The sequence below is a fragment of the Aeribacillus composti genome (genome assembly GCF_007827555.1).
Lineage (GTDB): Bacteria > Bacillota > Bacilli > Bacillales > Aeribacillaceae > Aeribacillus > Aeribacillus composti.
The window spans coordinates 58,346-83,664 of the sequence record NZ_VISS01000016.1 but is presented as its reverse complement, the minus strand read 5'-3'; the positions used below and the strand labels follow the sequence as shown (position 1 = coordinate 83,664).

Sequence of the window (25,319 nt, the reverse complement as noted above, 5' to 3'; positions counted from 1 at the left end):
CTAGAAAGGACGATTTTTTTGTGCATTTTTTTTAAAAAGTGAAAAAATGAGGGGCTCCAAAAAGTCAGTTACCCTGACTTTTTGGACAGCCCCTTATTTTCTCCCTTCTTTTCCAACAGATACAGCAAATGTCTCCAGCGGCATGGATTCTGATTTTTGTTCTCCATACTTTCTGACATTGACCGTCTCATTTTCTGCTTCTTGATCACCGACAACGACCATGTACGGGATTTTTTGCATTTGTGCCTCACGAATTTTATAGCCGATTTTTTCATCCCGAATATCGACTTCAACACGCAAGCCTTCTTGCTGAAGACGCTGTTCTACTGTTTTGGCATAATCAAGATGCACTTCCGGCGAAACAGGGATGACTTTCACTTGCACAGGTGCAAGCCAAGTTGGGAAGGCGCCTTTATATTCCTCAATTAAGAAGGCAACAAACCGTTCCATCGTTGAAACAACTCCGCGGTGAATAACAACTGGCCGATGATGTTTGCCGTCTTCGCCAACATATGTTAAATCAAGCCGTTCCGGAAGGAGAAAATCTAGCTGAACAGTCGATAATGTTTCATCTTTTCCTAAAGCCGTCCGCACTTGTACATCCAATTTCGGTCCGTAAAATGCCGCTTCACCTTCCGCTTCATAATAATCCAGCCCGAGTTCGTCCATTGCGGCTTTCAGCATCGACTGGGCCTTTTCCCACATTTCATCATCATCATAATATTTTTCTTTATCCTCAGGATCGCGGTAAGATAATCGGAACGAATAATCTTTTATACCAAAATCCTCGTATACCTCTTCAATAAGGCGGACAACTCGGATGAATTCGTCTTTAATTTGATCCGGCCGCACGAAAATATGCGCATCGTTCAACGTCATCCCGCGAACACGCTGCAGCCCTGTCAATGCCCCTGACATTTCGTATCTGTGCATTGTTCCAAGTTCTGCAATGCGGATCGGCAATTCCCGATAGCTGTGAATTTCATTTTTGTAAATCATCATATGATGCGGGCAGTTCATCGGACGCAATACAAGCTCTTCGTTATCCATCTTCATTGGCGGAAACATATCATCTTGATAATGGTCCCAATGGCCGGAAGCTTTATAAAGATCGACGCTGCCGAGAACAGGTGTGTATACATGCTGGTATCCGAGTTTAATTTCTTTATCAACAATATAGCGTTCGATAATCCGGCGGATAGTTGCACCTTTTGGCAGCCAAAGCGGCAAGCCTTGTCCAACCTTTTGAGAAGTGGTAAACAGGTTTAATTCTTTTCCAAGCTTGCGATGATCCCGCTCTTTCGCTTCTTCAAGCATGCGGAGATGTTCTTTAAGCTCTTCTTTTGTAAAAAATGCTGTACCGTATATGCGTTGAAGCATTTTGTTTTTGCTGTCTCCACGCCAGTAGGCGCCGGCTACGCTGAGCAATTTAAATTCCTTTATTTTTCCGGTAGAAGGAACGTGGACTCCTCGGCATAGATCGAAAAATTCTCCTTGCTCATATATGGAAATGATTTCGCCTTCCGGAATATCATCGATAAGCTCAAGCTTTAAATGGTCGCCGATTTCCTCATACATTTTTTTTGCTTCATCGCGGCTTACTTCTTTACGAATAACCGGCAAATTTTCGCCGACAATTTTTTTCATTTCTTTTTCGATTTTAGGCAAATCTTCGTGAGAGATCGTTTCATCCATATCGATATCATAATAAAAACCGTTTTCAATGACGGGCCCAACTCCCAATTTTACATTTGGGTAAAGCCGTTTAATCGCTTGCGCCATTAAATGTGCTGTACTATGTCGTAAAATTTCTAACGCTTCTTTTGTATCAGGCGTCAAAATTTCAATCTGGCCGTCTTGTTCAATCGGGGTTTTTAAGTCAATAAGCTTTCCATTTATTTTACCTGCAATGGCTTTTTTCTTTAATCCAGGGCTGATGGATGCAGCGATTTCTTCCGTTGTTGTTCCGTACGGAAATTCTTTTACAGAACCGTCTGGAAAAGTAATTTTAATGGCTTCTTTCATCTTCTTTCCTCCTTTGTTTTTTCTCTTGCAAAAATAAACACCCGTCCCTAAAAGAAGGGACGAGTGTTGTATGTAAAACCCGTGGTTCCACCCTAGTTCCCGCTCAAAACTTTGAGCGGCTCATTTTGATAACGGAGCAATCCGCCAGCTATTACTTGGCAAAAGCCGTTCACAGCTGAAGTTTAGAGGTGGTAAGAGCATTACACGAGTTAGGAAGGTTTCAGCCTGTGCCTTCCCTCTCTTTGAACTGTGATAATACTCCCGTGTCCTCATCATAACCTTTTCGTGATGAATGATTTCAACCGTATTATAGACTGATTCGCCACCAAAAATCAAGGAGTACTGAAAGAAACTTATCGTTTTTGAAAGCTAGCCCTTGGAAAAAATCGAACCCGTTCCTGAAAGATGTTTTGGATCGTTTGAATCATTGCTTCCTCCTGTTGATCGGAGTATATATAAATTTCTAAAGGAGCAATGGATACAAGCGGGGCCAGCAAATGGGAATCAATATACATCGGGTGGCGATAAATAAATTCCCGATCAATCCACTTTTTCAATTCCAGCTCTTTTATTTCGATGAACTTTTCATTAAACACTTGAAAGGAAGTATCATGCAAAATATGAATCGTTGATAATTTCGGTTTTTTATTGAGAACATATTCCCGCAAGCTTTGAATAAAATTTTGGTATTCCTGCTCCATTTTATACTCTTCAATGGAGAAACCGACATATTCCGAAAGTCTTGATAAATAATCAGACAAGCGGAATTGAATAAATGATTCTATAGAAAAAGATTGGTTTGGCCGAAGGAAATTCGTTAAAGCAGAAATAATTAAGTTTTCTCTCGGCTCAAAATGTTTGATCATTGGAATTTCCGCCCGCTCTCCTTCCAAGATCGATTGAGCAATATGTAAAATTTGCTGTTTTTCATCTTCATCCTCAAAATAAAATTGTTTTTCAATTATAAAAAGAAGGAGACGGGGCTCTTTCACATTTAGAAAAAAATCAACAAATGATGGTACGAGCACATCAGATATAAATGTTTCCCAATCATCTGTTTCACATGTTAATACTGTGCCGTTCAGCAAGGCTGCTTGGAAATCAAAGTTTTCCTTCTCTGTATTAAGCAATTGATGCAGATAAGAAGCTTCTTTTTCCGTTTGAAAAGTTATTTCCAGCAAAAAAAGATCCCCCCCTTTATATAGCAAGTCCTGTTTCTATATATATGGGGGGATGGCATTATTTAGAAGTGTTTGCTGTCCAGCGGTTATTCTTGTCTGCGATTTTTTCCTTTCAATTCCACGGGAATGGCCAAAAAACGAATCCTTTCCATAATTCTTTTTGCCTTTAGCTGTTCTATTTCGCCTTTTTGTGAATAAGTCAGGTGGTGTTCCAATTCGCTAAAATTAAAGTTGGATGTAAAAAAGGTCGGTAAATTTTCAAGCATGCGGAATTGGAGAATCGAGCCTAAAATGTCGTCTCTCATCCAGCTCGACATCGATTCAGCACCAATATCATCAAGCATTAATACCGGAATTTTTTTAACCGCATCAATCTTTTCATTCAGTGAATGATCTTGAAGAGCGCTTTTTAACTCCCTGACAAACTCCGGAACATATACAAGCATGGAAGGAACGCCTTTTTCCGCCAGCTCATTCGCGATCGCTCCAAGAATAAATGTCTTTCCCACGCCGAAGGAACCGTATAAATACAATCCTTTTAACCGATCATTCTGACCGTATTGCTCAACAAAATCTTGCACGAGAGACACTGCCTTCAAACGGTTCGGTTCGTTTAAATCAATATCCTCAAGGTGTGCATTGAGGATTTCCTTTGGTACATACATGCATTTAATGAGCGATTCTTGTTTTTTTCGAGCATCATATGCTTCTTTTCTCGGGCATTTATCATATTTCAGGTCGATTGTTTTTCTTTCAATAATTAATGTAGGGTGATATCCTTTTAAAATATTTTTGCACTCATCTAAATTTCGGCATTCACGGCAAAACTTGCTCTGCGTTACAAATTCATACAGTTTGCCTAAGCTGCGGTCAATCATATGTTCATCGATTTGATTTTTATGCTTTTCTAAAAATAACCTGACATCTTTGTCCGATTTTATTTGCTGTTTCAAGTTCAAATACGTTTCCCGAAACCCTTTGCTGTTCATGAATTGTTTTAAATGATTTTGCAGGGATTCCATCTTCCTCCCTCCTTTCACCTAGTCCTTCTGTTTATTTTTATATTTTTTAATCCGCTCCTGCAGCTTTTGTTTTTCTTTTTCAAACGCTTCCGGATCGATGTTTTCTACCTGTTGATTTTCGTTTTCCAAAAGCCATGAAGGGAGTTTTTCTTTTCGAACGATTTTTTTGCTGACAGTCTTCTTATCCTTTGTTTCCGCCCAGGTTAAATATTTCTTATGTTCTTTTTTCGCCACATCCACTGCATCCTTCACAGTTTTAATTCCTAATCGAGCCCAGTGGCTGGCAATTTTCTCAACATACGCTCTTGACAATCTCATATTTGTTTTTAGCAGGACATAATAAATTAAAACGTTGACAACTCCGGGAAGCAGCTTTTGCTGAAACATGACATCTTCAATAATTTTCAAATCCGCTGCGGACGGTTCAATCCCGCCTGAAATATCTTTTAGAAACTGTCTTGGAGAGATGGATTCAAGCTGTCGAATTAATTCCTTATCTTTTGACTGTTCAATTTCTTCGTCTTTCACCCGCTGATTCAAAGGCTGAAGCCTATCAACAAGCTCTGGAAGACGGTTACCGTGATTCAGCTTATACCAATCCCTCGCCCATTTTCGCAGCTCGTCTAAATTAATTTGCTCATCATGATCCAAAGAACGGATGACCAGATTTTTCATTTCAATTGGATCAATTCCATAAACATATGCTAATTTCTCAACAGCTTCCTTAACCGCAGGCGTGATCGCTTTTTTGGGCACAATATGCTCTGATAAACCGGCATAAAACAATTGAAAATCAAAGGACTGGTTTTGAATCGAAATCGGTTTCCCAGGCGCATGATCAAAAAGCTCCTGATCGTTTTCCTCAGGTTCCATTGCAATATTGGCTGAAAGCTCAGATGGGTGGATCGATTGGTATACTTCATGAAATGATCTTGTCACATCTTTGGCGTTGCTATCAACCGATTTATCGGAAAAATAGCTTTTCAATCTTTGGTACACCGTTTTTCCAACTCTGTTATATAAATATATGTTCAACATTCCATCATAAAAAAATTGTTTGGGGGAAAGAGGTCGTTGAAGTTCATAAATATATTTTTTCGGTTCGCTTTCATCGACAAGGTATGTTTTTAAAAGACCTATTCCTTCTAATTTCAAACGGTCATGATAAATTTCATTTAATGGGGATTGAGTAACAGCCATTAAAAAATGGTGGGTCGATTCCGTCCCCCAAAGACGGTTTTGTTCAAGCTCGCTCCAAAGCGTCATGTATAAGTTTAACGTTCTTGGCCCGATTAAGGGCTGGTACAGTAATGTAAGAACTTTTCGGTCAAATTCATGAATCAAACTGCTCGTACATTTCACAACGTAGCGATCAACAGGCAGCAGCTCTTTCCAGTGATGATGTCCAATCATTTTTTCAAAACCTTCCCAAATAGCATGTCATAATCTCGCAGCTCTTTATGAACGTTCTTTTTTGATCAGTTCTTTCAATTCCTCAATAAAGACATTTATATCTTTAAATTGCCTGTAAACAGAAGCAAATCGAACGTATGCGACTTCATCAATTTCGGCTAGTCTGTCCATCACCATTTCGCCGATCGTTTCGCTTGATATTTCCGATGTACCTAGATTTCTTAGTTCTTTTTCAATATCATGCGCAGCATCTTCCAATTTTTTTAAAGAAACCGGTCTTTTCTCACAAGCTTTAATCATCCCGCGCAAAACTTTTTCCCTGCTGAACTCTTCTCGTGTTCCTTCCTTTTTCACAACGATGAGCGGAATTTCTTCCACTTTTTCAAACGTTGTGAACCGATATTGACATTCCTCACATTCCCTTCGCCTCCGAATTGATCTCCCTTCATCGACTGGACGCGAATCTAAAACACGTGTTCCAAAATGGTGGCAGGAAGGGCATTTCATATCACCAGCTCCAATCTTTTTAACTAAATCAAAAAAGCTCTACCTACATCTTATTAAATAGCATTGGATCAGACAAGAAACTTTCAAGTTCTTGTATTTTTGTTATAGATAATTCGACTGAATGAAATGGATTTCTGTCAGTCCGGTCCAATCAAATGATGTTCGAACCGCCAAACAGTGATGGCAGCCATGCCAATAAAAGATTTTTTATTTTTGCATCACTACAATGAATGATTTTAAAAACATCAAAGCCTCTTTTTCATAACGGCTTTGAAGGGGGTAGAATAACTCGGTCCTTTGAGGCCACAAATAAGATGCCTCTAAATACCATTCAATATGAAATATTATTCTTTATTATAATATAAAAAGAGGTGCAGTAAAAAGCTGACACCTCTTTGCATTTCCATTCAAATTTTATTCTGTTTTCACTTTAAAGTGCTTTTGCTTGACCCTGTTTGATTTGAACAGGACCCATACCGCGAGGAATTTCAATATTTTCGCGCGTTTGAGCACCTAAAGCTTCAGAAATGTAATCCGCTGCAATATTTGGATTTAAATCACCGCAAGTGTACACATCAATGCTAGCATATCCATGCTCTGGAAAACTATGAATTGTTAGGTGTGACTCTGAAATGATCACAACTCCGCTTACACCCTGAGGCGCAAACTTATGAAACGCAACCTCCCGGATTTCAGCACCTGATTTTAATGCTGCATTTACAAACGTTTTTTCAATAAATTCCAAGTCATTCAACTTATCAAAGTCGCATCCCCACAGCTCAGAGATAACGTGACGTCCCATTGTTTCCATAGCCATGGATCCCCCTTTATAAATTTTTATGAATTCTTCGCACTCTGGTATGTTTAACTACCACGGGGGAAAGTTAGTCCAAAGAGGTCCTAACCCTTTAAGTAGCCACATTACCTTGCGTTTAAGAAGTTCACGAAAAATAGTATATATGGTTTGATTTGTTTTTGCAACATACTTTGTCAAAAATTTTGCGCTGAAAAAAGTATCCAAACAAAAAGAAGAAGAGGGTCAATCTTTGTAAAGATCAACCCTCCCATCATTTTATACAGCTGCGGCCAATTTATTCAATTTGCTTGCTACAAGTTTTGCTAAATCCACAACGCGGCAAGAGTAGCCCCATTCATTATCATACCATGCAAGCACTTTTACCTTTCTTGTTCCCATAACCATTGTCGTTAAACCGTCGACAATAGCAGAGTGCGGGTTTGTGTTGTAGTCAACTGATACGAGCGGTTCTGAAGAAAAATCTAATATCCCCTTCAGCTTTCCTTGAGAAGCTTGGATAAACGCTTCATTTACCTCTTCAACGGTCACATCGCGTTTTAGATCTACAACAAAGTCTACGAGGGAGACGTTTGGTGTAGGCACTCTTAATGCAAGACCGTGCAATTTTCCTTTTAATTGCGGTAAAACTAAACCGATCGCTTTTGCTGCACCGGTAGTTGTCGGAATGATTGATTGGGCGCACGCTCGCGCTCTTCTTAAATCTTTATGCGGATTATCAATATTTCTTTGATCGTTCGTATATGCGTGGACAGTAGTCATTAAACCATATTCAATGCCAAACTGTTCATCAAGAACTTTTGCAACAGGCGCTAGACAGTTTGTTGTGCAAGAAGCATTCGAAATAATGACATGGTTGTCAGGATCATATTGTTCTTCGTTTACACCGATAACAATCGTTACATCTTCATTTTTTCCAGGTGCTGTTAAAATAACTTTCTTCGCCCCTGCCTCAACATGCATCATCGCTTTTTCACGGGAGTTAAATTTTCCTGTCGCTTCAATCACTATGTCCACATCTAGATCTTTCCAGGGAAGTTCAATAGGATTTCGATTGTTCAAAAGAAGCACTTTATGGCCATTTACAATTAAATGATCTTCTTTTGGAATGACTTCTCCTTCAAATTTCCCATGGTTTGTATCGTATTTAATTAAATGAGCCAATGTTTCTGCTGGATAGCTTGCATTGATTGCTACGATATTCAAATCTCCTTCTAAAATTGCTTTTCTGAATACCATTCGGCCAATTCGGCCGAAACCGTTAATGGCAACCTTAGCACTCATGTGAATATCCCCTTCCGGCATTATGTTACACTTTTTATCTCCTATTCTGTTAATTAGTATATCATATTTATAAAATAACGAAACAATTATTTTAATCGTTTCTTAAAAAAATATATACTAAAAATAAAAAAAACCGCTCTATTTGCGAGCGGATTAACCAATTCCCCAATTCATGAGAATGTTTTCCAATTGCTGTTCCGTTTCTTCTAATGTTCCATCATTGTTGATCACTGCATCGGCAAATTTTACTTTTTCTTTCAAAGGCATTTGTGCATTGATGCGTGATAAAGCTTCTTTCTTCGAAAAATTATTCCTTTTCATTAATCGTTCCAGTTGATTTTTTTCTCCCGTATAAACAACAATCACTTTATCCACTAAATGCTTCAAATTGCTTTCAAATAGAAGGGGAATATCAAGAACTACTGCTTTCGCACCTTCTGAGATCAATTGTTCCTGTCGCCTTTTCATTTCCAGCCTGACCTCAGGATGTACAATACTGTTTAGCTTCTCCCGCTTATCTTCGTTTTGAAATACAATGGAGCCTAATCGAGCTCGGTTGATCGTTAAGTCTTCGTTTAATATTTCCTTTCCGAAAGCATTTACGATCTCTGTATATGCTTTTTTGCCGACTTCTACCACTTCTCTTGCAATTAGATCTGCGTCAATAACTGGAATGCCTCTTTTTTTAAGCATTTCAGACACAGTGCTTTTTCCACTTGCTATGCCTCCAGTTAATCCAATAATCATTGTCATATCATCATTCTCCTTTATCCTTACATGGCCCAAACACCGATCATTATTAATAATAAACCCGGGATAAATGAAAACTTTTCAAAAAACGAATAGGATGAAGCAAATCGGCCGGATTTCATTCCAATATAAACAAACATCGTGCTCATACAAGTGACGAAAATAGCTGTTAAAAAAGGTTCATACCCTGCTAAAGCCGCACCGATTCCTGCTCCGAATGAATCGAGCGAAAGAGCGATCCCAAGCAGCAAAGCTTCCACGCCTGTAATCTCGCCAGATCGATCCATATCAACTGCAGCAGGCTTTTTCAATATATGAATGACAATGCCTAACGATTTTAATTCCATATTTAAAATCGTTTTTTCACTCTTTTCCTCATCTTTCTCATCCTCTGATTCATTGTTGCGGAAAAAGGAATATAACACAAACATGCCAAGCAAAATGAAAATAGCTCCGCCAAGCCTATCCGTAAAATAGGGAGGAAGAACACTTTGAGCTATTTGTCCGGCCATCATCGCAGCGAGCAACACAATCGCCGAACAGCATGAAATAGTGATAATCGATTTAATTGGAATTTTTACTTTACGCAAACCGAACGCTAAGCCAACAGAAAAACTATCAAGACTGACTGCCAACGCCAATATTAAAACCGATCCGATTTCCGTCATTTTATCAAATGCCCCTTCTTTCCTTTTATTGCTAACATAGTAATATGAAAACCGCCTAAAATGTGTTCGCTTCAGAAGGTGGCATAAATCTTTCTACACTTGGCAAGATGAACAAAAATGTGTGCCTCTTCCCCCAATTTTTATTTTTTGGATAGGGCTTCCGCAAATTTTACATTGTTCTTTTTCTCTTGCATAGACAAATAAGTCCAGTTGAAACATCCCGATTTGCCCTTGTGAATTGACGTAGGATCGGACAGTACTTCCTCCTTTTTCAACTGCTTCCTTCAGCGTTTGAATAATTTCCCGATGCAATATTTTCACTTTTTCCGCTGTCAAATCTTTTGCCAGCCGCTCCGGATGAATGCCTGATCGAAACAATACTTCATCAACGTAAATGTTTCCTAATCCCGCCACTATTTTTTGGTCAAGCAAAACCGTCTTGATGTTTCTAGAGGTAGACTGAAGCTTGCTCATAAGTCTTTCAGCAGTAAATTGTTCCGAAAAAGGCTCCATCCCTAACTGGGACAAAGGAGGATGCTTCTCCTCCTCGCCCTTTTGATACAGATGCATAGTGCCAAATTTGCGAACATCCCGATATCTTAATTCCGTTTCATCTTGAAAGCGAAAAATGACATGTGTGTGAGGTTCAATGGGCTTTATTTTTGGATACAGTCCATATCTTCCTTCCATTCGTAAATGTGATACAAGAACATATCGATCTAAATAAAATTTCAAAAATTTCCCTCTTCTTCCGATTTCATTGATTGTTTCCCCTTTCAAAACGCGGCAAAACTGCTCTGCGTCTTCGGGACGTTTGATGATTTTCGGCCATGATACGATAACTTCATCGATGACTTTTCCTATGACAAGCTCCCTTAATGTTTTTCGAATCGTTTCTACTTCAGGAAGCTCAGGCATTATGTTCACCCCTTATCTCCACTCGAAAAAGGCGGGGGAGCTTCCCTTTCCGCCTTTTTCAAATTATTTCGCTTCATACCACGTAGAACCGTAAGAATAATCAACCTTTAACGGCACTTTTAGCTGAATGGCATTTTCCATTACTTCCGGAACAAGCTTTTCTAAAATTTCAATTTCATCCTTTGGCGCTTCAAACACCAATTCGTCATGAACTTGAAGCAGCAGCCTCGTTTGCAAATTTCGTTTTTCAATTTCTTGCGCCATATCGATCATCGCTTTTTTGATAATATCCGCTGCACTTCCTTGAATCGGAGTATTCATGGCTGTTCGCTCGGCAAAACTTCTGATATTGAAATTTCTGCTCGTAATTTCCGGAATATATCTCCGACGCTGCATTAGTGTCGTTACATAGCCTTTTTGCTTCGCCTCTTGGATTATGCCATCCATATATTCTTTAACACCTTTATAAATTTCAAAATATTTTTTAATAAATTCACCAGCTTCTTTTCGGGTAATTCCTAAGTTTTGCGACAATCCGTAATCGCTGATTCCGTAAACAATCCCGAAATTAACTGCTTTTGCCTGTCTTCTCATGTTGGAGGTCACTTTATCTTCTTCGACATGGAACACATCGATCGCCGTTTTTGTATGAATATCAAGATCTTGTTTAAACGCTTCAATCAATTTTTCATCTCCAGATATATGCGCAAGCACTCGCAGTTCAATCTGGGAATAGTCCGCTGCAAAAATGACCCAATCTTTTTCAGAAGGGATAAATGCTTGACGAATTTTGCGGCCTTCCTCAAGGCGAATCGGAATGTTTTGCAAATTCGGGTCTGTGGAGCTTAATCTTCCGGTTTGCGTTAATGCTTGATTAAATCGGGTGTGGATTTTATGCGTATCACGATGGACAACCTTCAGCAGCCCTTCAATATACGTCGATTGAAGCTTTCCGAGCTGCCGGTAATGCAAAATTTTCTCCACAATTTCGTGCTGTCCTCTCAATTTTTCTAAAACGTCCGCAGAGGTCGAATACCCCGTTTTGGTCTTTTTCAAAACCGGTAGATTGAGCTTTTCAAATAAAATCGGCCCAAGCTGCTTCGGAGAATTAATGTTAAATGACACTCCAGCTAGACGATGAATATCCTTTTCTAATTGCTTCAGCTGTTCATCAAGCTCTTTTCCCATTTCTTTCAGACGGTTGACGTCTATCTTTACTCCTGTTGTTTCCATGTCAGATAAAATGGCTGACAGCGGAAGCTCCAATTCGCTGAATAAATGAAATTGTTCATTTTCTTCTAATTCTTGTATTAATAATTCTTCCAGCTCATAAATGGCTAACGCTTTTCTGGCAAGATGTTCGCCTAAAATGTCTTCATCAGGGATATGACGTTTAGCGCCTTTTCCGTAAATCACTTCATCCTTTTGAACTAAATGTTTATTTTTTGCCTTTGCAAGCTCGGCTATGTCGTCAATCGTTTCAGACGGGTTTAAAATGTATGAGGCAATGAGAACATCAAACTCAATACCTGCTAAATCAATGTTTCGCCAGCGCAGCGCCACAATTGATTTTTTCGCATCATACACCACTTTCCGCTTTGTTTCATCCTTCACCCATTCTATGAACTCTTTTGAATGTAGCGCAATTTCGGCTGGAATATAAAAACATCCATTTTCGTTTGCGATAGAAAACCCGATGATTTCTCCAGTATGATAATTTTCATCAATGATTTCCACTAAAAGAGCTGCCTTCTCTGATAAAACCTTGTCTGACAGCTTTTCAACTTTTTCGAACTTAATCGTCGGCATTTCATCCGCTTCTTCATTCTCATGCTCTCCCATTTTGTCTAGGAGCGATTGGAAGCCTAGATCCTTAAAAATTTTCACTACTTTTTCTTTGTCATAGCCTTTATACTCAAGGTCTTGAATTTTTATTTCGACAGGAGCTTCACAATGAATTGTCGCAAGCTGTTTGCTCATTAATGCTTGCTCTTTATAGTTTTGTAAGTTTTCCTTTAATTTTTTTCCATTTACTTCTTCAATCGAATTTAAAATATTTTCGACTGTCTCAAACTGTTTCAGCAATTTAATCGCGGTTTTCTCTCCAACGCCGGGCACACCTGGGATATTATCTGATTGATCGCCCATCAATCCTTTCAAATCAATAATTTGTGCCGGGCTTAGCCCATACTTCTCTTGAATCGATTCAGGCGTGTGCGGTTCAACATCCGTAATTCCTTTTTTCGTGATGGAAACGGTCGTTTTTTCAGTTGCCAGCTGTGTTAAATCCTTATCTCCGGAAATAATTTTCACTTCAAAATCTTGCTTCTCAGCTTGTCTCGCAACTGTTCCAATAATATCATCAGCCTCATAATTTTCGAGTTCATATGTTGTAATTTTGTAGGCATCAAGCAAATCCCGTATAAATGGTAGCTGCTCCGACAATTCAGGCGGGGTTTTTTGCCGAGTTCCTTTATATTCTTTAAAAGTTTTATGCCGGAACGTTGTTTTCCCTGCATCAAATGCAACAAGGATATGTGTCGGTTTTTCTTCCTCCAGTATTTTTAACAGCATATTTGTAAAGCCGTAAATTGCATTCGTATAAATCCCCTTATCATTATTTAAAAGCGGCAAAGCGAAAAACGCTCTGTAAGCAATACTGTTTCCATCAATTAAAACTAGCTTCTTTGTCACTACTACTAGCCTCCTTCAACTAAAAAAGCCATGCCTTCCTTCTATTCTACCATTACTTTCAGCAGAAGAAAAAACATGGCTTATCGATTTTATTCTGTTTCTCCCATTAATATTTTGGCGTATGGAGAATCGAACGGGAGAACGATGACTGTTTCACCGTCGATTGTTTTCTTGTAGGATTGAAGTGTTCTATATAATTCATAAAATTTAGGATCTTTTGAATAAGCCTGGTTATAGAGCTTCGCCGCCTCCGCCTCTCCACGACCGCGGATGGTTTCAGCTTGAGCTTCAGCTTTTGCCAGCATTTCTTTTACTTGTCTGTCCGTTTCAGCAACAATTCGATTTTTCTCTGCATCCCCCATCGATAAATATTCTTGGGCTTTTGATTCCCGCTCTGATATCATCCTAGTAAATACCGATTTTTCATTTGCTTCCGGCAAATCCGTCCGTTTAATTCTTACATCAACCACCTTAATGCCGAAATGATTTTGTTCAAGCAGGTTATTAACAATATTTGTGATTTTGTCATTGAGGCTCCCGCGGGAAGACTTTTCATCATTAATAATTTCATCATAATTCAGTTTTCCAAGCTCCGATCTCACAGTGGAAAAGATAAATTCCGACATTTTTGCCTCTGCATTGACAACTGTTCTTGCATTGGCGATCATCTCTTTCGGATCTTCGATTCTCCAAACCGCATAGTTGTCAATTAATATTCGTTTTTTATCCTTTGTATTGATTTCCGCTTCCTCCACATCATACGTTAATTGATGCTTTGGAAGACTTTCAACTGTTTGTATGAAAGGAATTTTTAAATGGAGGCCAGGCTTCTCTATAATTTTTACAACTTCGCCAAATTGGCGAACGACTTTATATTCATTTTCTTTCACAACAAAAACGTTGCTGAATAAAAATAGCAAACACGCAAATAAACCGGCTATAACAGACCCTAGGCGTATGTATTTCTTCCATTCAAAATTAATTTTCTTTTCATTCTTGTCCATTGTTTTCACCTCTTTTTTGCGTGTTCTCGCTCGATTGATCAGCTTTTTGCTGACTTTGCTGATCATTAGGCAGCACTTGCTGCATAGGCTGAACAGGAAAATACTTCATTGTATTTCCATCATCCTTCATAATGTAAATTTGCGCATTTGGCAGCACGCTGTCTATCGTTTCTAAAATTAGACGTTTTTCTGTGATTTCTTTTGAATTTTTGTATTCATTGTATAAAGAATTAAATAGTGCGACTTCCCCTTTCGCTTGTTCAATTCTGGACGCTCTGTCACCTTCAGCTTTGGAGATGATTGCATCGCGCTCTCCTTCTGCCTCTTTTGTTCGTTTATTCCTATATTTATTGGCTTCGTTTATTTTCGTATTCATCATTTCTCTTGCATCCGTAACGTTTGTAAACGCCTTTCGAACTTCTTCGTTCGGCAAATCAACATCCTGCAATTTGACCGCAATGATTGAAATGCCAATATCATACTTTTTCATCAACGAGCTTAATAATTCTTGCACTTGAGCTTCAATTTCCACTTTTCCGCTCGTTAAAGCATTGTCAATTTTTGTGCTTCCAATAATGCTTCTTAACGAAGCAGATGTTGCATCCCGCAAAATTTCCTTTGGATTTTCTGCATTGAACAAATATTTTGCCGGATTCGTTATTTTCCATTGAACGACCATATCTGCTAACACAATGTTTTCGTCGCCTGTAATCATTTTTGTTTCCTTTGGAAAAGATTCAACTTTTCCATCTTTCTCTTTATATCCAAATTGTAAACTGAATGTTTCTTTGGATAGTTTTTTTACCGATTGAATCGGCCATGGCCATTTAAAATGAAGCCCAGGCTCAGTTATACCCTCTTCCACTTTTCCAAATGTAGTAATAACCGCTTGTTCCGACTCGTCTACAGTATACCAGGAAGTAATCGCAGCAAGACCGAGAATGCTGATCAGAAAAATAAATCCAATAATTGTTAATAATCTTCTTATGCTTACCATTATATCCCCCCATCTCTCTCTATTTATTATTTCATACGAAAAAAGTACGATTTTGTTTCATTTAAAAAACGCAGCCATAAAAAAAAGACGGAAACGTAATTGTTTCCATCTGCAAATGGGCTCCTTGGATGAAGGGGTTTTCGAATGCCATTTTAACAATCAAATGTTAACTTAGCATAAATTGGATGTAAATCTTATGTTAAACTATTCATTGTATCTTTGAAAAGTCACAGTAAAAGTCGTTCCAACACCAACGGTGCTTTTGACTGTCAAATTTGCTTGGTGGGCTTCTACTAAATGTTTTACGATCGCAAGCCCTAAACCAGTTCCACCTGAGTTTCTGCTTCTAGCTTTATCAACTCTATAAAAACGCTCAAAAATTCTAGGAATTTCCTCTTCTCTAATTCCAATTCCGGTGTCTTGAACAGAAATGGCTACTTCATCATGTCCAGCCTTAACAGAAAGGGTCACTTTTCCGCCAGCTGGCGTATACATAATTCCGTTGCTGGCTAAGTTTATAAAAATTTGCTTCAGCCGATGAGGATCGCCTTCAATAAAAACAGGCTCGTCTGGAACATCCAATATAAAATCAATATTTTTTTCTTTCGCTTTTCTATCTAGCAAATGATGAATTTCTTTTAAAAACTCGTTTACATTGCATTTTCTAAGCTCCAGCTGAAAGCCCTGCTGCTCGATTTTTGATAAATCTAATAAATCTTGAATTAAAGATTGCATTCGTTCGCTTTCTTTTAAAATGATGGATAAAAAAAAATGCAATGTTTGTTCATCTTTCATGGCGCCATCCAGCAATGTTTCAGAAAACCCTTTGATGGAGGTGATCGGTGTTTTTAATTCATGAGATACATTTGCTACAAAATCTTTTCGTATTTGTTCAAGCTTTTTCAATTCGGTAATATCGTGAAAAACAAGAACGACGCCTTTCCATACTTCACTTTTTCCAATGATCGGAGCACCGTAAACTTCAAAATGCTTTCTTTCGATGTTAACAGGAAGCATAATATGCTTTCTTATATTTGATTCCGTCAAAAAAATTTCTTCGACCATTTGAATAATTTCTTTATATGCGATCGCTTCTTGGTAAGATTTATATAAATAATCCTCTTGATTAATTTGAAAAATTTCTTTAAAGGCTTTATTCATCAGGCTAATATAGCCACGTTCATCGATGAAAAGAAGACCGCTTCCCATGTTTTCAATCAATGTTTGCAGCCTTTCCTGGTGCAATTCCTGGGTTCTTGTCATGTCTTGAAGGTTGCGTGCCAAAATGTTGATGGATTTGCTTAACATACTCGTTTCGTCGCCTGATGAATTTTCATATGTTCTCGCTTTGTAATTTCCTTTTGCAAGCTCCATCGCCACTTCTGTCGCCGATTCGATCGGTTTCGTATACTGCTTCATAATGCGGGTGCCAAAAATTAAAATGATCGTTAATGCCGCAATAAGACTCCCTATAATGAAAAACCAAATTTCTTTATTCATCGCTTCGAAATATTTGATGGAAGTCCCGAAAACTAAAAATCCCTTTCGTTCATCTTGTTGAAAGATGGGAATACCGTAAAATAACAAATCAGCTTGATCGAGATCTAGGCGAAATCCTTCCTTTGCATTTCGGTGGTTGGTCAAGATCAGTTCTGATAACCTTTCGTCGCTTTGATGAAAGCTAGGACCTGTTTTAAAAACGATGTTTCCGTCCATATCCATAAAAAGAAGGAGTGAGTTTAACTTTTCGCTCATTTCCTCCATTTTATGCTTCATTTCGGTAGAACCGATCTTTTCATTCTCAATGACCAGCTTGATCAACTCGGCTTCTTTTTTAAATTGCTTCTCATAATTGATGAAGTAAAACGATTGAAATAATTGTCCTAAAATAAATCCAAAACCAAGCAGAACAGTAATAATTAATGCTGTAAACGCAAGAAGCAGTTTTGAACGGAACTTACTCATTTAGCTTTGGATCCTCCAGTTTGTAGCCTAGACCTCTGATCGTTTTAATATATTCAGGCTTTTTCGTATTCCGTTCAATTTTTTCTCTTAGATGGCTGATATGAACATCCACAATTCTTGTATCACCGGCAAAATCATAATTCCAAACAGCGCTTAATAACTGATCCCTTGTCAAAACTCGGCCTTTATGTTTCGCAAGATAAAGAAGCAGTTCAAACTCTTTCGGTGTAAAGTCAAGTCTTTCTTGTTCAAAATAAGCTTCATATCGTTCAGGCATAATTTTTAAATCACCGATAATAATGTTGTTTTCTTCCGCTTCTTTTTTTACATGCATGTGAGCATCTTCTGATCTGACACGCCGCAGGATTGCTTTTACCCGAGCGATAATTTCTCTTGGACTGAACGGTTTTGTCATGTAATCGTCCGCACCTAACTCAAGCCCAAGCACCTTATCAAATTCATCATCTTTTGCCGTAAGCATTAAAATGGGCGTCATCACTTTGCGCTGTCTAAGCTGTTTACAAATTTCCATACCATCTATACTCGGGAGCATTAAATCAAGCACAATTAAATCCGGTGCATCTGTAATTGCTTTTTCAAATCCTTCGCTTCCATCCTGAGCAGTAATGACTTCATAGCCTGCTTGTTCAAGATTATACTGAAGAAGAGTGACAATCGATTGTTCATCATCCACTACTAATATTTTTTTACTCATAAAATCCTCCAATAATTTTCTCCTACTGTTCTTATTATTCTTTATTATTATTATAGTCCACGAAGCAGAAAGAACCAATACAAGAAAAGCTGCTTTCAGAAGATTTTAAAGAATCGATAGAAACATGATGGAGCGGTTTTGAAGCGGAAATTGAAAAAGCGGACGAATTTTCTATGCAAACTCTCTTTTTTCTTTTATAAGAAAAAGGAGGAACATAACATGTCCTCCTTTTTCGATCATGCACTATATTAATGCTTTCATAACATTTCTTACAGATTCTGCAGATTTTTCCAAAGCTGATTTTTCTTCATCCGTCAGTTCAAGCTCAATAATTTGCTCTAAGCCATTGCCTCCAAGAATTGTTGGAACGCCTAAATAAATACCTTCAAAACCGTACTCTCCTTCTAAATATGCAATGGCAGGCAATACGCGGCGCTGATCTTTAACAATCGCTTCCACCATTTCTACAAGAGATGCGGCTGGTGCGTAGTATGCGCTTCCGTTTCCAAGCAGGTTAACAATTTCTCCCCCGCCTTTTCTAGTTCTTTCAACAATCGCATCCAAGCGCTCTTTCGGGATTAATTTTTCTAACGGAATGCCCCCTGCGTATGAATAGCGAACTAATGGCACCATATCATCTCCGTGGCCGCCTAACACAAATCCTGTAATGTCTTTGACTGATAAATTCAATTCTTGAGCAACAAATGTGCGGAATCTTGCGGTATCTAAAACTCCAGATTGACCGATGACGCGGTGTTTTGGAAATCCGGATTCTTTATAAACAGTGTAAGTCATTGCATCAACCGGATTTGTCAGCACAATGATAATGGAATTTGGGGAATATTTTACAACTTCTTTTGTGACGCTTTTCATTACTTTTTGGTTGGTCTGCACTAAATCGTCTCGACTCATTCCAGGTTTTCTTGCAATTCCTGCCGTGATCACAACAATATCGGAATCAGCCGTTTCCTCATAGTTTGATGTTCCGATAATGTTCGCATCAAATCCAAGAACAGGGCTTGATTCAAGCATGTCCAACGCTTTCCCTTTTGTCGGATTCTCTGCTTGCGGAATGTCAACGAGCACAACATCTCCCAGCTCTTTTTTTGCCAGCAAAAAAGCTGTTGTCGCACCAGTAAATCCAGCACCAATGACAGAAATTTTCTTTCTTTTAATCGCCATTTCAAGCATCCATCCTCTCTTTTATGTAAGTGATTTTTCAAAAATGAATCTAAATGGAGAGCTACTTCGTAAAGAAGCAGCTCTCAGTTCTTTGTTTAACCCATGTTTTTAATCAATTCATTGCCGAATTCAGAGCATTTTACTTCCGTAGCTCCGTCCATGAGGCGTGCAAAGTCATAGGTGACAACTTTTGAAGCGATCGTTTTTTCCATTGCTTGAATGATTAAATCAGCTGCTTCTTTCCAGCCTAGATGTTCGAGCATAAGCACTCCAGAAAGAATTACGGAAGATGGATTCACTTTATCAAGTCCGGCGTATTTTGGTGCTGTACCGTGTGTTGCTTCAAAAATCGCATGCCCTGTCTCGTAGTTAATGTTTGCTCCTGGAGCAATACCGATTCCGCCTACTTGTGCAGCCAAAGCATCCGAAATGTAGTCTCCATTTAAATTCATCGTTGCTACTACATCAAACTCGCGCGGACGAGTAAGAATTTGCTGTAGGAAAATATCTGCAATTGCATCTTTAATAATAATTTTTCCAGCTTTTTCTGCTTCTTCTTGCGCTTTGTTAGCCGCTTCTTTTCCTTCTTTTTCAACAATGCGGTCATACTCAGCCCATGTGAATACTTTATCGCCAAACTCTTGCTCAGCCAATTCATATCCCCAATTTTTAAACGCGCCTTCTGTAAATTTCATAATGTTCCCTTTATGAACAAGGGTGACAGATTTTCTTCCGTGTTCAATTGCATAGTTAATGGCCGCACGGACAAGCCGTTTCGTTCCTTCTTCAGAAATAGGCTTAATGCCGATTCCGGACGTTTCAGGGAAACGGATTTTGTTTACTCCCAGCTCTTTTTGTAAAAATTCAATGACTTTTTTTACTTCTTCTGTCCCTTTTGCATACTCTATGCCGGCATAGATGTCTTCGGTATTTTCACGGAAAATTACCATGTCTGTATCTTGAGGACGTTTTACAGGGGAAGGAACTCCATTGAAATAACGGACAGGTCTTAAGCACACAAATAAATCCAGCTCTTGGCGAAGAGCAACGTTTAAAGAACGGATTCCTCCACCTACAGGAGTTGTTAACGGACCTTTGATCGCAATCATATACTCGCGTATCACATCAAGCGTTTCTTGAGGAAGCCATTCCCCAGTCTCTTTAAAAGCTTTTTCACCAGCAAGCACTTCTTTCCAAACGATTTTCTTTTCGCCATTGTATGCTTTTTCTACAGCTGCTTCCAGCACTTTTGACGCAGCTCTCCAAATATCAGGACCAGTGCCGTCTCCTTCAATAAACGGAATTATAGGATCATTTGGAACGTTTAAAGTACCATTTGTCATTGTAATTTTTTGACCTTCTGCCACAATCATTACCTCCTAAATATGTATTCTCTATTTGTGTATAAAAGCATGGCCATGCTTAACAGGGAAGAAAAAGGAATCCCTTTTCTATTTTACCTGTTAGCTGCGCTTTTCGATAGGGATAAATACTTGTTTTTCTGGTCCTGTATATTCCGCACGAGGACGAATCAATCGATTGTTTTCATATTGCTCTAAAATATGGGCTAACCATCCAGATGTGCGGCTTATTGCAAAAATCGGCGTAAATAAATCATGATCAATACCTAAGCAATGGTATACAGACGCTGAATAAAAATCAACATTCGGCGGTAAAGATTTTTCAGATGTTACGATTTCCTCAATTTTAGTTGACATTTCATACCATTTCGTTTCACCGGTGATTTCTGTTAGTCTGCGGGACATTTCTTTTAAATGTTTGGCACGAGGATCCCCTTTGCGATAAACTCGATGACCAAATCCCATAATTTTTTCTTTGTTTGCTAATTTTTCGCGAATGTAAGATTCTACATTTTCAGGTTCACCAATTTCTGTTAACATTCGCATAACGCGTTCGTTCGCACCGCCATGCAACGGTCCTTTCAATGCTCCAATTGCCGCAGTAATTCCGGAATAAATGTCCGAAAGCGTTGCCACACATACTCTTGCAGTAAATGTCGAAGCATTCAATTCATGGTCTGCATGAAGGACGAGCGCTTTGTTGAAGGCTTCAATGGAAGTTTGATCAGGTTCTTCACCTTTTAACATATATAAGAAATTAGCGGCAAAGCCTAAATCTGTTCTCGGTTGAACAGGCTCCAATCCTTTGCGGATGCGGGCAAAAGCAGCGACAATTGTAGAAATTTTCGCCTGCAATCGAATTGCTTTTCGATAATTTGCCTCATCAGACATGTTGTCCGCTTCTTCGTCATACAATCCAAGCAAAGATACAGCTGTTCTCAAAGCTGCCATCGGATGTACTTTATCAATCGGATAAGTTTTAAAATGTTCTAATATTTCATTCGGTATCGACGCATTCTCAGCAAGCTGCTTTCTTAATTCCTCTAATTGCTCCTTATTCGGAAGCTTTCGATGCCAAAGCAGGTAAACAACTTCTTCAAAGCTTGCGTTTTGAGCTAAATCGTCAATATTGTAACCAACATATGTCAATGTATCATCAATAATAGAACTTATTGATGAAGTTGTGGCTACCACGCCCTCTAGTCCACGCGTTGCTGTCATGGCTATCTCCCCTTTACATAAAAATTTTGAACTGCAATTCAAATAGAAATAAACAAAATTCATAAAACTTTCATTTTTTCACAAAAAGAAAATGCTTTCATTTCTTTTGTGAAATATTTTTTATCAGTGAAATGATCACCAAACATATGAATTAAAAAATACACCTCTATTATAAACAATTATCAGACTTTTGTGAATCAGATAAATAAGATATTTTTTACGGAATTCTTTTTTTTAATAAAAAAATCTTATAGAATTGAATAAGAATTACTTATTTCAGCATAATAAATCTTTTATTGAATTATGGCCGAATAATATGGATCGTATGTTTATCAATCCATTTTTTTATGAATTGAATAAGAAAAGGCTTTACCCAATTTCTTGTGATTGGAAATAAAAGAAACAAACCGACGATATCCGAAATAAATCCCGGCGTCAATAGCATGATTCCTCCGACTAAAATAGCCATTGCATCCAAAATGGCATTGCTTGGAATGCGCCCATATTGAATTTCCTTTTGAAGATTTCGCACAGCCTGAATTCCTTGTTTTTTCGCCAAATAAGCCCCAACAAAGCCTGTTAAGATAATCAATAGCACAGTCGGAAGCACCCCGATCGTCTTTCCAGATAAAAGCAAAACCCCTATTTCACAAGCCGGTGCAACAATAAAAAAAATCAATAATGTTCGCATATGCTATCTCCTCCATATATAAAATACCCGTTCCCTACTCTTTACTATACAAAAGAGAGATGTAAAATACTCGTTTCTTAATCTTTACTATACAAAAAAAGAGAAGGAACTGAAATCCTTCTCCTTTCAATCAAAATTATAGAACGCTCGCATGTCCTTTATATATCATCCCTTGTATTGCATCCACAGTGACTTCCATACCATCCTTCAAAATTTCTGTTGCATTTTCTACCCCGACAATGACTGGAATGCCAAGGCTCAAACCGACTACGGCCGCATGGCACGTTAAGCCGCCTTCTTCCGTAACAAGTGCAGCTGCTTTTTCAATCGCTTCCATCATGTCTTTGTCGGTCCCATTCGTAACGAGAATTGAACCTTTCACCATTTTCTCAACAGCTTCTTTACTATTCTTTGCAACGATAACCTTTCCAAATGCCGATGCTCGTCCAATCCCTTGACCTTTTCCTAAAACATCGCCAACAACATGGACTTTCATCAGATTTGTGGAACCTGTTTCTCCTACAGGTACTCCGGCTGTAATAATCACTCGATCTCCATGTGTAATAATTCCAGTGTTTATAGATTCACGCACAGCTATGTCAAGCATTTCATCTGTTGTTGTAGCAATTTGTCCTATTGTTGGATGCACACCCCATACAAGGGCAAGCTTACGGCATACTTTACTGCTGGATGTTACTGCAATAATCGGCGCTTTTGGCCGATATTTCGAAATCATTTTGGCCGTATAGCCGCTGACTGTTGGCGTGATAATGGCCGAAACGTCCAAATTAATCGCCGTATAAGCTACTGATTGTCCAATTGCATTTGTGATCGTTGAATCAGCAACTTTCGTATGTTTCGTTAAGGCTTGGCGATAATCTAAAGCTTGTTCAACGCGGGAAGCAATTTTATGCATCGTCTCCACTGCTTCTACCGGATATAAACCGGCAGCTGTCTCGCCTGAAAGCATAATTGCATCGGTTCCATCAAAAATAGCGTTTGCTACATCGCTGGCTTCCGCCCGGGTAGGTCTTGGGTTTCGCTGCATCGAATCAAGCATTTGAGTAGCAGTAATAACAGGTTTTCCTAATTGATTGCATTTGCGAATCAGTTCCTTTTGGACAAGCGGAACATCTTCAGCGGGAATTTCTACTCCTAAATCTCCTCGAGCAACCATTAGCCCGTCGGAAACTTCCAAAATTTGATCAATATTGTCAACGCCTTCTTGATTTTCTATTTTCGGGATAATTTGAATATCGTCAGCTTGGTGCTCCTCCAGCAGTTGGCGAATTTCCAATACATCGGAAGCGCGGCGAACAAATGATGCAGCGATAAAATCGACTCCCTGCTCAATGCCAAACAAAATATCTTTTGCATCTTTCTCCGTAATTCCAGGAAGATTGACACTAACTCCAGGAACATTGACTCCTTTTTTATTTTTCAAAATTCCGCTGTTTAATACCTTCGTTTCAATTTCCTGTTTTTCTTTATCAATCTTTGTAACTTCTAAACCAATTAATCCGTCATCAAGCAATATTTTAGAACCAATGGAAACATCATTGATTAATCCTTTATATGTAACCGAAATTTTTTCTTTCGTGCCGACAACCTCTTCCATTGAAATAAGAAGGCGGGATCCTGCTTCTAATTGTATCTCTCCGTTTTCCATTGTATGCGTTCGAATCTCAGGGCCTTTTGTGTCCAATAATATTGCAACACTTTTGCCCAAGCGCTTCGCTGCCTCCCGAATGTTTTGAATTCTCGCTTTATGCTCCTCATGATCTCCATGCGAAAAATTGAGCCGTGCCACATTCATGCCGGCTTTAATTAGTTTTTCCAACATTTCGATGCTCTCGCTTGCAGGACCTATTGTACAAACAATTTTCGTTTTTCGCATAAATTGGCATACCTCCTAAACATTATGAAAACGATCCCATGTTCATACTTTATATAGAAAGTTCTTTTGAAAGCTTGTACATTGACTTATCAACCGTATGAGGCTGATCCAAAATTTCTAAAATGTCATGATCCACAAGCTGATTATTTTGGATGCCTACACATCGTCCGCCTTTACCATTAAGAAGCAGTTCCACCGCATAAGCGCCTAGTCTGCTTGCCAATACTCTATCAAATGCGGTAGGCGATCCGCCGCGTTGAATGTGGCCTAATACAGAAACACGCGTTTCAAAGTTTGTCATCTCTTTGATCTTTTGGCCTATTTCGACGCCGCTTCCCACACCTTCAGCGACAATAATAATACTATGTTTTTTCCCTCTTTCATGGCCTCGTTTTAATCGATCGATGATTTCCTCTATTTTGAAATCTGCTTCCGGAATTAAAATGGTTTCCGCACCTCCGGCAAGCCCGGACCATAAAGCGATGTCACCGGCATCCCGACCCATTACTTCTATTACGTATGTACGCTCATGGGAGGTAGCTGTATCACGAATTTTATCAATTGCCTGTATCACCGTATTAAGTGCTGTATCAAAACCGATCGTATAGTCAGTTCCAGGTATGTCATTGTCGATGGTGCCCGGCACCCCAACGCATGGATATCCATGTTCAGTCAACTTTTTTGCGCCCATGTAGGAGCCGTTTCCGCCAATAACGACAAGACCTTCAATCCCGAATTTCTTCAATTGTTCAATTCCTTTTTTTTGTCCTTCGATTGTTTTAAATTCTTCGCACCGTGCCGTATAGAGCATCGTTCCACCGCGATGAATGATGTCACCTACTGAACCAAGTTCAAGCTTTTGAATTTTTCCCGAAATAAGACCTGAGTAACCATTATAAATTCCATAAACTTCTAATCCATGAAAAATTCCTTTGCGGACAACGGCACGAATTGCAGCGTTCATACCGGGAGAATCGCCGCCGCTCGTTAAAACGCCGATTTTTTTCATA

General features: G+C 38.8%; 21 protein-coding genes and 1 other annotated feature. All 21 genes read right to left on the bottom strand.

Annotation, left to right across the window (positions count from 1 at the left end):
* Positions 1-93: 93 nt before the first annotated feature.
* A complete protein-coding gene (gene thrS / locus FB379_RS09985; protein WP_066247800.1) occupies positions 94-2,025 on the bottom strand; it encodes a threonine--tRNA ligase in 1,932 nt (643 codons plus the stop codon).
* A gap of 52 nt (positions 2,026-2,077) precedes the next feature.
* Positions 2,078-2,310 (bottom strand) — a binding site (T-box leader).
* Positions 2,311-2,378: 68 nt separating this feature from the next.
* Positions 2,379-3,206 carry a putative sporulation protein YtxC gene (gene ytxC, locus FB379_RS09980; protein ID WP_158640182.1) on the bottom strand — a complete coding sequence of 276 codons (828 nt, stop codon included), beginning with the start codon at positions 3,204-3,206 and terminating at the stop codon, positions 2,379-2,381.
* Positions 3,207-3,292: 86 nt separating this feature from the next.
* Complete coding sequence (gene dnaI, locus FB379_RS09975; protein ID WP_063387413.1) at positions 3,293-4,228, bottom strand: primosomal protein DnaI; 936 nt, start codon at positions 4,226-4,228, stop codon at positions 3,293-3,295.
* Between the two features lie 18 nt (positions 4,229-4,246).
* Positions 4,247-5,641, bottom strand: a complete 1,395-nt coding sequence (locus FB379_RS09970; RefSeq protein WP_063387412.1) for a replication initiation and membrane attachment family protein — start codon at positions 5,639-5,641, stop codon at positions 4,247-4,249.
* A 45-nt stretch (positions 5,642-5,686) separates the two neighbouring features.
* Positions 5,687-6,148: a transcriptional regulator NrdR gene (gene nrdR / locus FB379_RS09965; RefSeq protein WP_063387411.1), complete on the bottom strand. Its 462-nt coding sequence runs from the start codon at positions 6,146-6,148 to the stop codon at positions 5,687-5,689.
* Positions 6,149-6,578: 430 nt separating this feature from the next.
* Positions 6,579-6,959 (bottom strand): adenosylmethionine decarboxylase, encoded by a 381-nt coding sequence (gene speD / locus FB379_RS09960; protein ID WP_063387410.1) that lies wholly within the window; start codon positions 6,957-6,959, stop codon positions 6,579-6,581.
* 261 nt (positions 6,960-7,220) lie between these two features.
* Positions 7,221-8,246, bottom strand: a complete 1,026-nt coding sequence (locus tag FB379_RS09955) for a glyceraldehyde-3-phosphate dehydrogenase (protein WP_063387490.1) — start codon at positions 8,244-8,246, stop codon at positions 7,221-7,223.
* 153 nt (positions 8,247-8,399) lie between these two features.
* Complete coding sequence (gene coaE / locus FB379_RS09950; protein WP_063387409.1) at positions 8,400-8,999, bottom strand: dephospho-CoA kinase; 600 nt, start codon at positions 8,997-8,999, stop codon at positions 8,400-8,402.
* Positions 9,000-9,019: 20 nt separating this feature from the next.
* Positions 9,020-9,739 carry a sporulation membrane protein YtaF gene (gene ytaF / locus FB379_RS09945; RefSeq protein ID WP_261308730.1) on the bottom strand — a complete coding sequence of 240 codons (720 nt, stop codon included), beginning with the start codon at positions 9,737-9,739 and terminating at the stop codon, positions 9,020-9,022.
* A gap of 18 nt (positions 9,740-9,757) precedes the next feature.
* Positions 9,758-10,582 carry a DNA-formamidopyrimidine glycosylase gene (gene mutM, locus FB379_RS09940; protein WP_063387407.1) on the bottom strand — a complete coding sequence of 275 codons (825 nt, stop codon included), beginning with the start codon at positions 10,580-10,582 and terminating at the stop codon, positions 9,758-9,760.
* A gap of 63 nt (positions 10,583-10,645) precedes the next feature.
* On the bottom strand, positions 10,646-13,276 hold the full coding sequence (gene polA, locus FB379_RS09935; protein WP_144597850.1) for a DNA polymerase I: 2,631 nt from the start codon (positions 13,274-13,276) through the stop codon (positions 10,646-10,648).
* Positions 13,277-13,365: 89 nt separating this feature from the next.
* On the bottom strand, positions 13,366-14,280 hold the full coding sequence (gene hflC, locus FB379_RS09930; protein WP_130156141.1) for a protease modulator HflC: 915 nt from the start codon (positions 14,278-14,280) through the stop codon (positions 13,366-13,368).
* Positions 14,267-15,277, bottom strand: a complete 1,011-nt coding sequence (gene hflK / locus FB379_RS09925; RefSeq protein WP_066247808.1) for an FtsH protease activity modulator HflK — start codon at positions 15,275-15,277, stop codon at positions 14,267-14,269. The genes hflC and hflK overlap by 14 nt, the downstream gene beginning before the upstream one ends.
* Before the next feature lie 204 nt (positions 15,278-15,481).
* Positions 15,482-17,242, bottom strand: coding sequence for a two-component system histidine kinase PnpS (pnpS, locus tag FB379_RS09920; RefSeq protein ID WP_066247809.1), 1,761 nt, complete (start codon positions 17,240-17,242; stop codon positions 15,482-15,484).
* On the bottom strand, positions 17,235-17,957 hold the full coding sequence (locus tag FB379_RS09915; RefSeq protein WP_063387489.1) for a response regulator transcription factor: 723 nt from the start codon (positions 17,955-17,957) through the stop codon (positions 17,235-17,237). The genes pnpS and FB379_RS09915 overlap by 8 nt, the downstream gene beginning before the upstream one ends.
* A gap of 243 nt (positions 17,958-18,200) precedes the next feature.
* Complete coding sequence (gene mdh / locus FB379_RS09910; protein WP_094246539.1) at positions 18,201-19,139, bottom strand: malate dehydrogenase; 939 nt, start codon at positions 19,137-19,139, stop codon at positions 18,201-18,203.
* A 95-nt stretch (positions 19,140-19,234) separates the two neighbouring features.
* Positions 19,235-20,506 carry an NADP-dependent isocitrate dehydrogenase gene (gene icd / locus FB379_RS09905; RefSeq protein ID WP_066247811.1) on the bottom strand — a complete coding sequence of 424 codons (1,272 nt, stop codon included), beginning with the start codon at positions 20,504-20,506 and terminating at the stop codon, positions 19,235-19,237.
* A 96-nt stretch (positions 20,507-20,602) separates the two neighbouring features.
* The gene (gene citZ, locus FB379_RS09900; RefSeq protein ID WP_063387400.1) at positions 20,603-21,721 is read right to left on the bottom strand and encodes a citrate synthase; all 1,119 of its coding nucleotides are present in this window, start codon (positions 21,719-21,721) and stop codon (positions 20,603-20,605) included.
* 301 nt (positions 21,722-22,022) lie between these two features.
* Positions 22,023-22,412 carry an FxsA family protein gene (locus FB379_RS09895; protein ID WP_144597848.1) on the bottom strand — a complete coding sequence of 130 codons (390 nt, stop codon included), beginning with the start codon at positions 22,410-22,412 and terminating at the stop codon, positions 22,023-22,025.
* A gap of 136 nt (positions 22,413-22,548) precedes the next feature.
* On the bottom strand, positions 22,549-24,309 hold the full coding sequence (gene pyk, locus FB379_RS09890; protein ID WP_144597847.1) for a pyruvate kinase: 1,761 nt from the start codon (positions 24,307-24,309) through the stop codon (positions 22,549-22,551).
* A gap of 49 nt (positions 24,310-24,358) precedes the next feature.
* Entirely contained in the window at positions 24,359-25,318 is a 960-nt protein-coding gene (gene pfkA / locus FB379_RS09885) for a 6-phosphofructokinase (protein ID WP_063387397.1), read from the bottom strand.
* Position 25,319: the final 1 nt, after the last annotated feature.

Excerpts from the sequence above, each read along its gene's own strand:
- mdh (WP_094246539.1), bottom strand. The coding sequence starts at position 19,139 with ATGGCGATTAAAAGAAAGAAAATTTCTGTCATTGGTGCTGGATTTACT.
- citZ (WP_063387400.1), bottom strand. The coding sequence starts at position 21,721 with ATGACAGCAACGCGTGGACTAGAGGGCGTGGTAGCCACAACTTCATCA.
- thrS (WP_066247800.1), bottom strand. The coding sequence starts at position 2,025 with ATGAAAGAAGCCATTAAAATTACTTTTCCAGACGGTTCTGTAAAAGAA.
- pnpS (WP_066247809.1), bottom strand. The coding sequence starts at position 17,242 with ATGAGTAAGTTCCGTTCAAAACTGCTTCTTGCGTTTACAGCATTAATT.
- FB379_RS09895 (WP_144597848.1), bottom strand. The coding sequence starts at position 22,412 with ATGCGAACATTATTGATTTTTTTTATTGTTGCACCGGCTTGTGAAATA.
- pfkA (WP_063387397.1), bottom strand. The coding sequence starts at position 25,318 with ATGAAAAAAATCGGCGTTTTAACGAGCGGCGGCGATTCTCCCGGTATG.
- hflK (WP_066247808.1), bottom strand. The coding sequence starts at position 15,277 with ATGGTAAGCATAAGAAGATTATTAACAATTATTGGATTTATTTTTCTG.
- pyk (WP_144597847.1), bottom strand. The coding sequence starts at position 24,309 with ATGCGAAAAACGAAAATTGTTTGTACAATAGGTCCTGCAAGCGAGAGC.
- FB379_RS09970 (WP_063387412.1), bottom strand. The coding sequence starts at position 5,641 with ATGATTGGACATCATCACTGGAAAGAGCTGCTGCCTGTTGATCGCTAC.
- nrdR (WP_063387411.1), bottom strand. The coding sequence starts at position 6,148 with ATGAAATGCCCTTCCTGCCACCATTTTGGAACACGTGTTTTAGATTCG.
- mutM (WP_063387407.1), bottom strand. The coding sequence starts at position 10,582 with ATGCCTGAGCTTCCTGAAGTAGAAACGATTCGAAAAACATTAAGGGAG.
- FB379_RS09915 (WP_063387489.1), bottom strand. The coding sequence starts at position 17,957 with ATGAGTAAAAAAATATTAGTAGTGGATGATGAACAATCGATTGTCACT.
- FB379_RS09955 (WP_063387490.1), bottom strand. The coding sequence starts at position 8,246 with ATGAGTGCTAAGGTTGCCATTAACGGTTTCGGCCGAATTGGCCGAATG.
- dnaI (WP_063387413.1), bottom strand. The coding sequence starts at position 4,228 with ATGGAATCCCTGCAAAATCATTTAAAACAATTCATGAACAGCAAAGGG.
- speD (WP_063387410.1), bottom strand. The coding sequence starts at position 6,959 with ATGGAAACAATGGGACGTCACGTTATCTCTGAGCTGTGGGGATGCGAC.
- hflC (WP_130156141.1), bottom strand. The coding sequence starts at position 14,280 with ATGGACAAGAATGAAAAGAAAATTAATTTTGAATGGAAGAAATACATA.
- coaE (WP_063387409.1), bottom strand. The coding sequence starts at position 8,999 with ATGACAATGATTATTGGATTAACTGGAGGCATAGCAAGTGGAAAAAGC.